Below are 13,818 nucleotides of genomic sequence, written 5' to 3'. Positions count from 1 at the left end.
GTCGGATGACCCTTGTCAATCTCAAGCCATCTGACGAATATGAGTTCAAGCCAGGCCAGGGGAAGGTTCTTCTCCTGGCCTGCGGTGCCTTGGGCCGCGAGATTGTGGACCTGATCGAGCGCAACCGCTGGACGGCCTTCGATCTCCAGTGCCTTCCCGCCAAATGGCACAATACGCCAGACAAGATCGTGCCCGCACTTCGCGCCAAGATCCGGGAGGCCAAACCCCGCTACGAGTCGATCTTCGTGCTTTATGGCGATTGCGGCACCGGCGGCATGCTGGACCAGCTGCTGGCGGAGGAGGGGGTGGAACGCCTCGAAGGCCCGCATTGCTACGCCTTCTTTTCCGGCAATGAAGACTTCGCCAAAACGGCCGATGAGGACGTGACTGCCTTCTTCCTCACGGATTATCTCGCGCGCCATTTCGACAAGCTGATCTGGGAGGGGCTGGGGATCGACCGGCATCCGGAATTGCTGCCGCTCTATTTCGGCAATTATACCAAGATCGTGTTCCTCGCGCAGACGCACAATGAGGACCTGGCCAAGAAGGCCATGGCGGCTGCAAAGCGCCTGAACCTTGCCTATGAATATCGCTACACAGGCTATGGTGAGCTGGAGCGCGACCTGAAGGCCAGGGCCTGAGGGCGCAAAGCGAAGAGAAGCGGCCATGGATCATCCTTGGTGAGGGTGGCATTTGTCCCCCGGAGGCAGAAAAGGGAGGCGCGGGCGCTGCCCGGCGCAGTGTGCTGATCCGGTGAAGGACCAGCGGTAGGAGCGCTGGGCAGCGCCCGCGATCCGGCAGGTTTTTAGGCTTTGGGGAGGAAGCTTACCCGGCAGTCCCTCGGACGGCCCGGCGTGCCTCTCGGCGCGGAGGTCTTAATGCCTCCGGGTCCCTCCTTCAGCCCCCGGGAGTGTGGCACACGTTACGCCGCACCCGCAGGCCTGCCCTCCACCCCGCCCGAGCTCACCGTCATGAGCAGGACCCCGACTGGGGGGAGTGGGAGTTTGGTAGCATAGGGTAGGAATAAAGTCAAGCAGAATTCCTGGTGTTTTTCCCTTCTCCCGTCAGCGCAGCCAATGGGAGACGGTGGCGCGCAGCGACGGATGAGGGCCGCTTTCGGCATCGGGACTCGTGGAGAGAGGCCCTCATCCGCCCTTCGGGCACCTTCTCCCATCGCGGTGCGACGGGAGAAGGGAAAACACATCTGACGACCGCGCCTGTGGGGGTGCCGCGGGAGAGATGCTTTTGTGGGGGCTGGTGCCTACCACTCTTCCTTGCGGTAGGCGCCGCCGGTGATGGCGTAGTAGTCGCCTGCACTTTCACAATAGATGTGGCCTTCGAGATAAGTGCCCGTTGGGCCGTCGATGCTGCCGGCGGTGATGGAGATGTCCGTGCTGCCGTCACGCTTCCAGAACAGCACCGAGCCGCACGCCTCACAGAAGCCGCGCTGGGCGATGCCGCTGGAGCGGTACCATTTAAGACCGTCTGCCTTCGTGAAGGTGAGCTCGCTGTCGGCGCAGGCGGTGGCTGACATGTAGTTGCCCGTTTGCTTGCGGCACTGGATGCAGTGGCAGGCGAGAACGGGGCGGAGGGCGCCGTTCACTTCGAAGGAGACGGCGCCGCAAAGGCAGGATCCGGTTTTCATGCGTGAAAGGCCTTTGAAAGAGCTGTGATGTGATCCGGCCCCAGGCCGCAGCAGCCGCCGAAGGCAGTGACGCCCTTCGACTTCCATGTCCTGGAACGCGCAACGAGTTCCTCAGGCGGGATGATGTCCACGAAGGTCCAGTCGGGCATGGTGAAATAGCCGCTCTCAGGGTAAGCGCCGATCGGGCCCTTCCAGTATTTGCGCAGAATGTCGATCGCCTCATCCGTGTCATTGGGTGAGGTGTGCATGATGCTGATCGCATCCGGCTTCAGGGCCGAGAGCACGCGCGCCACGTTCTCGAAGTCCTGATCCTCGCGGCCGAAGCCGGTGAGCTTGCCGCCATGGCGTTCAACCGAAATGCCGATCCACACGGGAAGGCCCGTGGCTTGCGCGGTCTCCGTGGCCCAGACGGAATAATCGGCATCGCGCATCATCTCCATCATGATGAGGTCAACGCCGGCGGCGGCGAAATTATCCGCCTTGCGCTTGAACAGCGCGCGGGCTTCCGCCTCGGGCCATTCCCGCTGCTTCTCCGTGCGGTCGCTGCCCGCCACCACGGGACGCATGGTGGACATGGACCCCGCCACGGCGACGGGGTGGCCGGAGGCTGCCTCCTGCGCGAGCTTCACCGCGGCACGGTCAATCTCCAGAAGCTCGTCATCGCGGCCCAGGGCATTGAACAGCAGGGGAGAGGTTGCAAAGGTGTTGGCGATGATGAGATCCGCACCGGCGCGGATGTAATCGGCATGCACTTCACGCACCACATCGGGGTGGCTCACATTTGCTTCGGCACACCAGGTGGACGAACTCATCGGCACGCCGCGGCGCTGAATGTCGGTTCCCGTGCCGCCATCGAGAATGATCGTCTCGCCGCGCGCGAGCTTCTGCCGGATGTGATCGTACATGTTTCAAGCCTCTTGCCGTGCTGCGAGGAACGCCCGCATGTGAAACTGAGCCTGGGCCGGAGCATAGGCAAAGCCTTGTCCCACAGGGCAGGCATGGCGCGCAAGACAGCCGCCCGCCACGCAGAGCTGGCCTTCCGCCGTTGCAAGATGCGCCGCACAGGCCGGAACATTGTAGGATGCGCCGTCAAAAGCCTGAACGGGGCAGGCGCTCAAGCAGGGTTTCCCAACGCAGCGCTCACACGGATGAGGCCCCGCATCCTGGACCGGAAGATCGAGCACCACGGGAAACAGCAGCGCCGCACGATAGGCGTGCCAGAGACCGTAAGCCGGGTGAATGTTGAGCCCCAGCGGTGAGGAAAAACCGGCTCCAGCCCGTCTCGCCCAGGTGAGGAAGGGCCAGGGCGGCTCCAGATCGAAGGGGTAGGCCGCCTTGGCATCAAGGTCCCGCCCCAGTGCCTGGACCGTGTCGCGCGTCCAGTCATTCATCTTGTCCCGCGAAGGGTCACGCTCGCGCGCGAAACGGCGGAACATCTCCGGCCCGGCATTCCCGATCAGGATGATGAAGCGCGCATCTTCCGGCGCCCTGTCTTCCGGCCCCGGCTCGAACCAGCCGAGGGGCGTGAAGCCCGCCCGGCGGATTGCTGTCAGGATCGGGTGTTCCACAGGATTACGCCCAGCGCGGATCGCCCGGCTCCATCACGCTGCGCGGCAGCTTGATGTCATGCTTGGCGCGGATCTGCTCATCGATGTGGCGCGGAATGTATTCCGGATAGTAAGTTGACAGGATCTCGCGCTTCCGGGCGGCGGCGCGTTCGACGATGTCAGGCTTTCCAGCCTCGTTCCATTCCTTGGGGCTCATGCGGTTGGCCACTTGCGGATAGACATAGTCTTTCTGCATCAGCTGCAGCGTCTGCTCATTGCCCAGATAATGGCCGGGGCCTTCGATGCAGACATTGGCGATCACCTCAAGCGACAGCGTGTCTTCATTGACCTCGATGCCGCGGACGTTGCGGTTGATCGAGCCCAGCATGTCATTGTCGATCAGCAGGCTCTCGAGGCAGAAGCCCAGGAGCGAAGCGTGCATTCCGGCGGACTCATAGAGCATGTTGATGCCCGTCATGGCGGAGATGCCCGCCGTCACGCCCTTCTCGTAGCCCGCCTGCATGTCCGGCAGTTTGGAATCGCACATGCCGGCGGCAGAACCGACGGTCAGATTGTAGAAATGCCCCATCTGGGCGCAGCCCGAGGTGATGAGCGCCTGTTCGCCCGAGCCACCCGACATGGCGCCGGTGCGCAAGTCAGACACGAAGGGCCACGGGCCCCAGATGGCAATGGCCCCCGGCACCACGCAGTTGATGTAAACGAGGCCCGCAAGACATTCCGACACGGCCTGAACCACGGTTCCGGCCAGCGCGGCAGGAGACGTGGCCCCCGCCTGCGCGGCGGAGAGCAGCAGCACCGGCATTCGGCCGCGTGCGGCCGTTTCCAGGCAGCGGCAGGCATCTTCCGCGAATTTCATCGGCGGCACGACGAAACAGTTGGACTGCGAGACGAAGGGCCGCTCGCGCCACTTGTCTTCACCGCCGGCCAACACATGGAGAATCTGCAGGCATTCATCGACATGGGCAGGATCCACCATGGAGGTACCCACATGCTTCTGCGTGCCGGCGAGGCAAGCATACATGGTGTTGATGTCCAGGTCGTGGCCGGTGATCATGTCACGCGCGGTGACCGGGCGCTGGTAGAAATGGATGTGCTCGCAATTGTCCACGATGCGGCCGGCGTCATAGAGATCGACCAGCAGGGATTCGCGGTATGACCGGGTCTCGGGCTCGACGATGTGGACGGCGGCACCGGCGGTGCCGAAATAGACCTTGTTGCCCGAAGGCTCCATGTCATGCTTCGTATCGCGGGCGTGGAGCACGAAGTTCCGGGCGCAGCTTGCCAGCGTATCCTCAACGAGGGCGCGGGGGATGCACAGGCGGCCATGTTCATTGAGCCAGCAGCCACGCGCCGTCATGGCCTCAACGCAGGTGGGAATGGCCTGCGCGAGGCCCACGGTTTCAAGAAGCGTCAAGGCCGTTTCATGGATGCGCTGCATGTCGCGCTCGGTGAGCGGCTTGTACTGCCCGCCTTCCATGCCGGGGCGAACTGCGGCCTCGGCCTGCGGAATGGGGCGCGAACGCAGCGCACGGCGGGCTTCACGGCCACCGCGGCGGCGGGACAGGTCTTCAACAGCACTCATGAATGGGCCTCCTCGTATGGGCCCTATATCCTCTGGATCGGGGCGCAGTTTCAATGGCCTATCTTTTGCGAGTAGGCGTTAGTTTTTTTCACCTCTGGACGGCGATTTTCCGAAACTCTCCCCTTAACCATCTGAATTCGGTGATGTTAGAAGATGACATCGTTTCAGTGGTGAGGAATCTTGGCCAGACGCGACCTGCCGCCCCTGCGTGCCCTGACCGCTTTCGAGGCGGCCGCCCGGCTCGGCAGTTTCCGCCTCGCCGCAGGTGAGTTGGGGATCACACGATCCGCCGTGAGCCACCAGGTGAAGGCGCTGGAGCAGCGCCTGGGCGTGCAGCTGTTCCGCCGCGATGCCCGCCGCGCCGAATTGACCCAGGCCGGCCACACTTATTTCGCCCCCGTCCGCGAGGCCTTCGACCTGATCGAGGCGCAGACCCGCGCGCTGAAGCCCTCTGCCTCCGACAATGAGCTGACGGTGCAGGTCTATGTGACGGTCGCCCTCAAATGGCTGATCCCGCGGCTTCATGATTTCGAGAAGCGCTTCCCCGATATGAAGGTGCGGCTCTCGACCTCCTATTTCGACTGGGACTTTGACGAGAAGAATGTCGATGCCGGCTTCATCCTGGCGCGCAACCGCTCGCCCGACCATTTTTACCGCACGCTCTTCACCTCGCTGCTGACGCCGATCTGTTCACCGGAGCTTCTCAAAGGTCCCAATGGGCTGAAGACGCCGGAGGACCTGAAGAAGCACAAGCTTCTCTATGTCTATACGGCGGAGGAGGACTGGCACCTCTGGCTTGAGGCGGCCGGCGTGACGGGCATCAAGCTTTCGGACCGGTTGGCCTTTGACAGCTATATTCTGGCACAGGAGGCTGCAATCGAAGGCAGGGGCATCGCCATGACGATCGGCCCCTTCGCCACCGAAGAGATCAAAACGGGCCGCCTGGTGCAGCCCTTTCCGCTGAAGGTTCCGCACCGCCACAACTGGCTGTTCGCCTGCAATGCGGAGCATCGCATGAAGCCCAAGATCAAGCGCTTCGAGGATTGGCTGGCAAAGCAGATCGCCGCCGACCCCTCGCTCGAATCCTACCGCGAAAAAGGAACTGAGACGTGACGAATACCGACAGCGAGACGCCCCGCCGCAGCCGCCGCGAAGGTGGAGGACGAAAGGCCGGGAGCAGCGACGGACGAACCCCCGTGCCGCAGCTGGCGCGCCGCAAGCTCAAGCGCTTCTTCCCGCCGATGGAGATCGTCTCCGCCGATGAGCTGGAATCGATCCACCTGGCGTCGCTGAAGGTGCTCTCCGAAATCGGCATGGACTTCACGTTGCCGGAAGCGCGCGACATGCTGAAGGCCGCGGGCGCCAGCGTCGAAGGCGAGCGCGTCCGCTTCGACCCCGCGATGATCGAGGAGCTGATTTCTTCCGCACCTTCCGAATTCACCTTCCATGCGCGAAACCCGGAGAACAGCCAGCGGATCGGCGGCAACGCCATCACCTTCGGCACGGTGGCGAGCCCGCCCAACAGCTCCGACATGGATGGCGGCCGCCGCACCGGCAATTACCAGGATTACCGCAACTTCGTGAAGCTTGCGCAATACTTCAACTGCATCGGATTCCTCTCCGGATATCCGGTGGAGCCGATCGACATTCACGCCTCGGTGCGCCACCTCGAAGCGCTGCGCGATGCCGTGCTGCTGACCGACAAGCCCTTCCACGCCTATTCGCTGGGTGCCGAGCGCATTCGGGACGGGATCGAGATCGCCCGCATCGGCCGCGGCATCAGCCATGAGCAGCTGGAGCGTGAGCCTTCGCTCTTCACCATCATCAACACCAATTCGCCGCTGAAGCTCGATACTCCGATGCTGCGCGGCATTCTTGAAATGTCATCCCGCAACCAGATCGTCTGCGTCACACCCTTTACGCTGGCGGGCGCCATGGCGCCGGTGACGGTGGCAGGAGCGCTTGTGGAACAGAATGCCGAGGCCTTGGCCGGCATCGCCTTCACCCAGCTGGTGCGCAAGGGAGCGCCCGTCATCTATGGCGGCTTCACCTCCAACGTCGACATGAAATCCGGCGCACCGGCTTTCGGCACGCCGGAATACATGAAGGCGACCATCGTCGGCGGCCAGTTGGCGCGGCGCTATAAGGTGCCGTTCCGCACCTCCAACACTTGCGCGGCCAATACGGTCGATGCCCAGGCGGCCTATGAAAGCGTGTTCTCGCTCTGGGGCCTGACCATGGGCGGCGGCAATCTGATCATGCATGGCGCAGGCTGGCTCGAGGGCGGGCTGGTGGCGAGCTTCGAGAAATTCATTCTGGACTGTGACCTGATCCAGATGGTGAGCGAGTTCATGCAGCCGCTCGAAACCACGGAAGATGCGCTGGGCGTCGAGGCGATCCGTGAGGTGGGCCCCGGCGGACATTTCTTCGGCGCGCAGCATACGCTGCAGCGCTACACCAACGCTTTTTATGCGCCCATCGTCTCCGACTGGCGCAACAACCAGCAGTGGCTGGCGGCGGGCAAGCCCGAGGCCTGGCAGAAGGCCAATGCCGTGTGGAAGCAGGCGCTGGCGGACTATCAGCAGCCCCCGATCGACGATGCCGTGCGCGACGAGCTGAATGCCTTTGTCGACAAGCGCAAGGCGGAGGGCGGTGCACCCACCGATTTCTGATGCCGAAGGTCGTCGTCATCGGTGGTGCGAATGTGGACATCAAGGGCCGCGCGAAGGGGCCCTATGTTGCAGGCACTTCGAACCCGGGTGAAGTGACCCATGCTGCGGGCGGCGTTGGCCGCAACATTGCCGATAATCTGGCGCGGCTCGGCATCACCGTCTCCCTGGTGACGGCGCTGGGCCAAGATGCCAGTGGCGCGTTCCTGCGCCACGCCTGTGAACAGGCGGGGGTTGACCTGACGCAGTCCCTGGCGGTCGAGGGACCTTCCGGAACGTATCTCGCCATTCTTGACGAATGGGGAGAGCTGGTCAGCGCCGTCAACGATATGCGGGCGATGGATCATATCCTGCCCTCGCACCTCGAAGACAAGGCCGCGCATCTGCGCCGGGCAGAGATGCTGGTTGCGGACTGCAATCTTTCTGCCGCCTGCCTCTCCTGGCTTGCCGGTTTCTGCGCGCGCGAAGGCATCAGACTTCTGATTGAGCCGGTCTCCGTTGCCAAGTCACAGAAGCTCCTTCAGTTTGAGCGGGCTCAGCCGGTTTTCGCCATCACGCCCAATGCACAACAGCTCGTGGCGCTGACGGGTGCAAGCGGAGAGGAGGGGCTAGTGAGGCTTCACGAACTTGGCTTCTCCAACATCGTCCTGCACTTGGGGAACCAAGGTGCGCTGGCATCTGATGGACGTGTGAAGATCAAGGTGGAACCCTTGCGCGACACGGTGATCGCGGATGTCACGGGTGCTGGCGATGCGGCCGTGGCGGGGCTGGTCTTCGGCTTGCTGGAAGGGCATTCGCTGGCGGAAGCGGCACGGCTGGGGCAATGCGCAGCGGCAATCAAGCTTTCTTCGGCGGAATCGGTGGCGCAGGGTTTGAGCCGTGATAGGCTCCTGCGCATGACTTTGAATATATAGAGACTGACCCTTGGCCATTGAACCTCACCTCACCGACGAAATTCGCGATGCGCTTGCGCAGGGCAAGCCCGTGGTGGCGCTTGAATCCACCATCATCGCCCATGGCATGCCCTATCCGCAGAATGTGGACACGGCGCGCGAGGTGGAAGCCATCGTGCGCGCCAATGGCGCCGTGCCTGCGACGATTGCCATTCTGGGGGGTGTTCTGAAGATTGGGCTCTCCGCAGAGGAGCTCGACCGCTTCGGCCGCGAAGGGCGCTCCATTGCCAAGGTGTCCGTGCGGGACTTGCCCTTCATCGTGGCGCAAGGCCTCGATGGTGCAACAACGGTTGCCTCCACCATGCGCATTGCCGCGATGGTGGGGATCCGCGTCTTCGCCACGGGGGGCATCGGCGGTGTTCATCGCGGGGCGGAACGGAGCTTCGATATTTCCGCCGACATGACGGAGTTCGCGACGAGCGATGTGGCGGTGGTGACGGCGGGTGCCAAGGCCATTCTCGACCTCGCCCTCACGCTCGAAACACTCGAAACGCTTGGCGTGCCGGTGATCGGCCTCGCCACGGCGGAGTTCCCTGCCTTCTATTCCCGCCGGAGCGGGCATGCGGTGCCAATGAGCTGCGAAAGCCCTGCGGAGATTGCGCGCGTGATGCATGCCAAGTGGGACATGGGTTTGAAGGGCGGCATTGTGGTTGCCAATCCCATTCCGACGGAGTTTGAAATCCCTTCGGACGAGATTTCGCCCGTGATCGAGGCTGCGGTGAAGAAGGCTGCCATCCAGGGCATTTCAGGAAAGGAACTGACACCCTTTTTGCTGGCTGAAATCGCCGGCGTGACGGCAGGCCGGTCGCTTGCCGCCAATATTGCTCTCGTCAGGCACAATGCCAGAATTGCCGCGGAGATCGCGGTTGCTTTTGCGGAGACTGCAGCATGAACGTTCAGCGCCGAGGCCGCCGTGCTGATGCCGCACATTCTCCGATCCAGCAGCTGCCGTGGAAGCAGCCCCAGCACACGCTGGAATTCTCCCGCATCATATCGGATGACCAGATTGAAGCGATCCACCGGCAGTCCCTTCGCGTGCTGGAAGAGATCGGCATGGATGTGCTGCTGCCCGAGGCCCGCGACATTCTGCAGAAGGCAGGTGCACGCATTTCGGGTGAGCGCGTGCGCATTGGGCGCGACATCATCGAGGAGGCACTGAAGACGCCGCCTTCGGAGTTCACGTTTCATGCGCGGAACCCTGCCCACAACATTCGCATCGGCGGCAAGTGGATTGCTTTCGCACCCGTGGGAGGCCCGCCCAATTGTTCGGACCTCGACAAGGGCAGACGTCCTGGCACGCTGGAGGATGCGGGCAACTTCGTGAAGCTGGCGCAGTTCTTCAACACGGTGCACACGGCGGGCGGCGCATCCGTGGATGCGCTCGACGTTCATGCCTCCGTGCGGCATCTGCACATCACCCGCAACAAGATGGTCTATTCTGACAAGGTGCCCTTCATCTATGCGACGGGGCGCGCACGGCTGTTTGACGGGCTGGAGATTATCCGCCTGGCGCGTGGCGTGAGCCACGAGCAACTGCTGACTGAGCCATCGGCCTATACGGTGATCAACACCAATTCGCCGCTGAAGCTCGATGCGCCGATGGCGATGGGCATTATCGAAATGGCGAAGCTGAATCAGATTGTAGTGGTGACACCCTTCACACTGCTCGGCGCCATGGCACCGGTGACGCTGGCCGGTGGCCTTGTGGAGCAAAATGCGGAGGCGCTGGCGGGGCTGGCGCTTTCGCAGCTCACGAACCCTGGCGCCCCCTTCGTCTATGGCGGCTTCACCTCCAACGTGGACATGAAGTCCGGCGCCCCGGCCTTCGGCACGCCGGAATACATGAAGGCCTGCATCATGGGCGGGCAGCTGGCCCGGCGCTACAAGCTGCCCTACCGCACCTCGAGCACCAATGCGGCGAACAGCGTGGATGCGCAGGCGGCCTATGAAACCGTCTTCTCCCTGTGGGGCGCCATCATGGGCGGGGGAAATGTGATCCAGCATGCGGCGGGCTGGATGGAGGGCGGCCTCGTTGCCTCCTACGAGAAGTTCGCGCTCGATGTCGATCTGCTGCAGATGGTGCAGGAATTCCTGAAACCCGTTGTGGTGGATGAGGCGGCCATGGCGCTCTCCGCCATGGAGGAGGTGGGGCCGGGCGGGCATTTCTTCGGCGCGCAACATACGTTGGAACGCTATTCAACCGCCTTCTACCAGCCGCTCATTTCGGACTGGCGGAACTTCCCCAATTGGGAGGCTGCGGGTTCGCCGACGGCGGAACGTAAGGCCAATCTCTTGTGGAAGCAGGCGCTGGCCGAGTACCGGCCACCAGAGCTTGACCCGGCCCGGCTGGAGCAGATTGACGCCTTCGTGGCCAGGCGCGTGGCGGAAGGTGGCGAGAAGACGGATTTTTAAGGGAGCGGGCGTTCAAAATTGATGCATTCGGCAGTCGAAGGGAAAGCCGCTTTTTCTTCAAGGCTTGATATCTCTCGATGTCGCCATGCCAGCCTTCGCTGGCATGGCGGCGATATGTTGGGAAATGAAGTCCAGTCAAACGCTTGATGTTCTAATCCCGGGAGTAAACAAGGCGGAGACGCGGCGGGGCGGCATCTTCGTCACCGAGTGCGGCTTCGTAGGATAGGCGCAGCGCCTCTCCCTGGTCTGTCCGCGACAGGCCGGAGAGGAAGGATGAAAGTGCGGCCTCGAAGGTGCGCGCGAGATCGCGGAAGCCTTCACGCGAGGCCTCGTCCGCCACCATGGCGCCCATGCAGTAGAGCTTGACCGGAACAGTCAGCTCCGGCTGGATGCGCTGGTCACGTTCGGAACCCTTCACGTTTCGTCTCCGCTCGAAGTGGATTTCGTCGCCAATGAAATTCGTCCAATCCACTGATTTCAGCAATATGGTATGATTGCCAGCGCAGTTTACTTAGGGTGATGTTGCTAGTGGGCTTGACCGCCGCGGGAGCTGTTGCTCAATGGATCAGATGACGCCTGTTTTCTTTTACCATCTCGAGCGCCAGCCGCTCGACTCCGTGCTGCCGAAGCTTCTCGCAACGAGTCTCGAGCGCGGCTGGCGCGTGGTTGTGCAGGCAGGCTCGGAAGAGCGCTCGGAAGCGCTAGCGTCACAGCTTTGGGCCTTTGATGACGAAAGCTTCCTGCCGCATGGCACCAAGGCCGACGGTTTCCCCGATCTGCAGCCGATCTGGCTGACGGCCACACCGGAGAACCCCAATAATGCAAACATCCGCTTCTTCGTGGATGGCGCGGAGGTGGGTGACATCACAGGGTTAACGCGCGCCGTGATCCTGTTTGACGGGAATGATCAGCAGGCCGTTGATTCTGCACGTGAGGGCTGGAAACGCTTCAAGGCCCAAGGCCATGAGGTGAGTTACTGGCAACAGGATGAGCAGGGCCGCTGGCAAAACCGCGCGGCGACCAAGTAGACTGCTCTCTTCCTAGTTCAGCTGCGCCTCAAGCCACTGGTTTTCGAGATCGCTCAGTTCCGCTGCAAGTTTCGATCTGAGCTTGCTGAAGTCTGCCGCTTTCTTCGCTTCCTTGGAAAAGAGTTCAGGGTCTGACAACGCCTTGTCCAGGATGTCGATCTTGGAGCGCAGGTCGCTCATCTTGCGGTCTAGCTTGTCCACGGCCTTCTGGGTGGAGGCGGGCGTTGGCCTCGGCGCGGCTTCCACCTGGACAGGCTTGGGCGCCCGCAGGGCGCGGCGCGACTCACGGGCGCGGTCCAGAACCAGGCGGGTGTAATCCTCCATGTCGCCATCGAAGCGCTTCACGGTGCCGTCATAAACCAGCCAGAGCTCATCCACACAGGTTTCGATAATGTGCCGGTCGTGGCTGATCAGAATGACAGCACCTTCATATTCATTGATTGCCATGATGAGCGCTTCTCGGCTGTCAACGTCCAGATGGTTCGTCGGCTCGTCCAGTACCAGGATGTGGGGCGCGTGGAAGGCTGCGAGCGCAAAGAGCAGGCGGGCTTTTTCGCCGCCTGACAGCGTTTCGCAGCGCGAGTCAGCGAGTGCGGCGCCAAACCCATAGGCGCCCAACTTGGCGCGGCGTTTCGACTCGGGCTCATCCGGCATCAGCTCGGCGAAATAGGAATAGGGCGTGCGATCGGGCGAGACTTCATCCAGCTGGTGTTGGGCGAAATAGCCCACCGTGAGCCGTGCGGGCGATGCCATTTCGCCGGACATGGCGGCAAGCTTGCCGCAGAGCAGCTTGGCGAAAGTGGACTTGCCATTGCCGTTCGAGCCCAGGAGCGCGATCCGGTCCTCAGGATCGAGCCTGAGCGTGATGTTGCGCAAGACCGGCTGGTTCTCGGCATAGCCGACGCTCACCTTGTCCCATTTGACGAGTGGAGGCGCGATCGCCCGTTCGGGATTTGGAAAGAAAAAGGGTGCGACGTGGTCGTTCACCAGCTCGGCGATGGGCTCGAGCTTCGACAGTGCTTTGAGGCGGCTTTGCGCCTGGCGGGCCTTGGACGCCTTGTAGCGGAAGCGGTCCACGAACTCCATCATGTGCGCGCGCTGCTCTTCCTGCTTCTTCTTGAGCTTCACGGTGAGCGCCTGCTTCTCGCGGCGCTGGCGCTCGAAGCTGTCATAATTGCCCTGGTAGAGCGTGAGCTTGCCGCGCTCCAGATGGAGGATGTCATCCACCGCTTCGTTCAGCAGGTCACGGTCATGGCTGATCAGCACGATGGTGTGCGGATAATCGCGGATGAATGTCTTGAGCCAGATCGAGCCTTCGAGATCGAGATAGTTGGTGGGCTCGTCAAGCAGCAGCACATCGGGTTTCGCGAACAGCGCTGCCGCAAGCGCAACGCGCATGCGCCAGCCGCCCGAGAGGGCGGAGCACGGGCCCTGCTGGCGCTCTTCCGAGAAGCCGAGGCCAGTGAGCAGGATGGCGGCGCGCGCCTCCGCACTGTGGGCATCGATGTCCGCCAGGCGGATCTGGATTTCGGCAATCCGGTGCGGATCGGTTGCCGTTTCGGCTTCGGCCAGAAGCGACGAGAGCTCCGCATCGCCCGCCATGACGGTGGCAATGAGACTCTCAGGCCCGCCGGGCGCCTCCTGGGCGACGGTTCCAATCCGGGCATTGCGCGGCAGCGTCGCGGTGCCGGACTCCGACGGGATCTCGCCCAGGATCAGGCGGAACAGGGTGGATTTGCCCACGCCATTGCGCCCGACGATCCCCACCTTGTGGCCCTCGGGCACGGCAACCGAGGCGTCATCGAGCAGAAGGCGTCCGCCGATCCTGTATGTCAGTCCATTGATATGCAACATGGCGGGGGCTTGTAGCGGGCGCCGCCCGCGCTGTCATGTACCTAAGGCCAGTGACCCCAAAACGGTATTGACTCGCACTCTGCTGCACCGCACAAGTTCTGAGGGGA

Annotated in this window: 13 protein-coding genes; 7 read left to right on the top strand and 6 right to left on the bottom strand. The window is 62.6% G+C overall.

The genetic code is table 11. The features are described from left to right. Positions 1-5: 5 nt before the first annotated feature. A complete protein-coding gene (locus ACO06F_RS04800; protein WP_421695550.1) occupies positions 6-641 on the top strand; it encodes a DUF1638 domain-containing protein in 636 nt (211 codons plus the stop codon). 620 nt (positions 642-1,261) lie between these two features. Here the strand turns inward: ACO06F_RS04800 and ACO06F_RS04795 are convergent. From ACO06F_RS04795 to ACO06F_RS04780, 4 genes are read right to left on the bottom strand one after another with little or no spacing between them, the layout of a single operon-like run. After that, a complete protein-coding gene (locus tag ACO06F_RS04795; RefSeq protein WP_421695549.1) occupies positions 1,262-1,645 on the bottom strand; it encodes a GFA family protein in 384 nt (127 codons plus the stop codon). Next, entirely contained in the window at positions 1,642-2,550 is a 909-nt protein-coding gene (locus ACO06F_RS04790) for a homocysteine S-methyltransferase family protein (protein WP_421695548.1), read from the bottom strand. Before ACO06F_RS04790 ends, ACO06F_RS04795 begins: the two co-directional genes overlap by 4 nt. A gap of 3 nt (positions 2,551-2,553) precedes the next feature. Next, positions 2,554-3,213, bottom strand: coding sequence for a ferredoxin (locus ACO06F_RS04785; RefSeq protein WP_421695547.1), 660 nt, complete (start codon positions 3,211-3,213; stop codon positions 2,554-2,556). 4 nt (positions 3,214-3,217) lie between these two features. Continuing rightward, the gene (locus ACO06F_RS04780) at positions 3,218-4,795 is read right to left on the bottom strand and encodes a trimethylamine methyltransferase family protein (RefSeq protein WP_421695546.1); all 1,578 of its coding nucleotides are present in this window, start codon (positions 4,793-4,795) and stop codon (positions 3,218-3,220) included. 180 nt (positions 4,796-4,975) lie between these two features. On the opposite strand from ACO06F_RS04780, the gene gcvA reads away from it, so the two are divergent. Genes gcvA through ACO06F_RS04755 form a run of 5 tightly spaced genes read left to right on the top strand, consistent with a single transcriptional unit; the run spans position 4,976 to position 10,829 of the window. Next, positions 4,976-5,908 carry a transcriptional regulator GcvA gene (gcvA, locus tag ACO06F_RS04775; protein ID WP_421695545.1) on the top strand — a complete coding sequence of 311 codons (933 nt, stop codon included), beginning with the start codon at positions 4,976-4,978 and terminating at the stop codon, positions 5,906-5,908. After that, positions 5,905-7,467, top strand: coding sequence for a trimethylamine methyltransferase family protein (locus ACO06F_RS04770; RefSeq protein WP_421695544.1), 1,563 nt, complete (start codon positions 5,905-5,907; stop codon positions 7,465-7,467). The genes gcvA and ACO06F_RS04770 overlap by 4 nt, the downstream gene beginning before the upstream one ends. Further along, a complete protein-coding gene (locus tag ACO06F_RS04765; protein WP_421695543.1) occupies positions 7,467-8,378 on the top strand; it encodes a carbohydrate kinase family protein in 912 nt (303 codons plus the stop codon). The genes ACO06F_RS04770 and ACO06F_RS04765 overlap by 1 nt, the downstream gene beginning before the upstream one ends. A 16-nt stretch (positions 8,379-8,394) precedes the next feature. Then, a complete protein-coding gene (locus tag ACO06F_RS04760; RefSeq protein ID WP_421696623.1) occupies positions 8,395-9,309 on the top strand; it encodes a pseudouridine-5'-phosphate glycosidase in 915 nt (304 codons plus the stop codon). Next, a complete protein-coding gene (locus tag ACO06F_RS04755) occupies positions 9,306-10,829 on the top strand; it encodes a trimethylamine methyltransferase family protein (protein ID WP_421695542.1) in 1,524 nt (507 codons plus the stop codon). Before ACO06F_RS04760 ends, ACO06F_RS04755 begins: the two co-directional genes overlap by 4 nt. A gap of 151 nt (positions 10,830-10,980) precedes the next feature. Here the strand turns inward: ACO06F_RS04755 and ACO06F_RS04750 are convergent, their stop codons facing one another. Next, positions 10,981-11,247 (bottom strand): hypothetical protein, encoded by a 267-nt coding sequence (locus tag ACO06F_RS04750; RefSeq protein ID WP_421695541.1) that lies wholly within the window; start codon positions 11,245-11,247, stop codon positions 10,981-10,983. 142 nt (positions 11,248-11,389) lie between these two features. On the opposite strand from ACO06F_RS04750, the gene ACO06F_RS04745 reads away from it, so the two are divergent. Further along, positions 11,390-11,857, top strand: coding sequence for a DNA polymerase III subunit chi (locus tag ACO06F_RS04745; RefSeq protein ID WP_421695540.1), 468 nt, complete (start codon positions 11,390-11,392; stop codon positions 11,855-11,857). A gap of 12 nt (positions 11,858-11,869) precedes the next feature. Here the strand turns inward: ACO06F_RS04745 and ACO06F_RS04740 are convergent, their stop codons facing one another. Next, positions 11,870-13,711, bottom strand: coding sequence for an ABC-F family ATP-binding cassette domain-containing protein (locus ACO06F_RS04740; protein ID WP_421695539.1), 1,842 nt, complete (start codon positions 13,709-13,711; stop codon positions 11,870-11,872). Between the last annotated feature and the right edge of the window lie 107 nt (positions 13,712-13,818).

The sequence above is a fragment of the Aestuariivirga sp. genome (genome assembly GCF_965227715.1).
In the GTDB taxonomy this organism is placed as follows: domain Bacteria; phylum Pseudomonadota; class Alphaproteobacteria; order Rhizobiales; family Aestuariivirgaceae; genus Aestuariivirga.
This window is presented reverse-complemented; position numbering and strand designations above follow the sequence as displayed.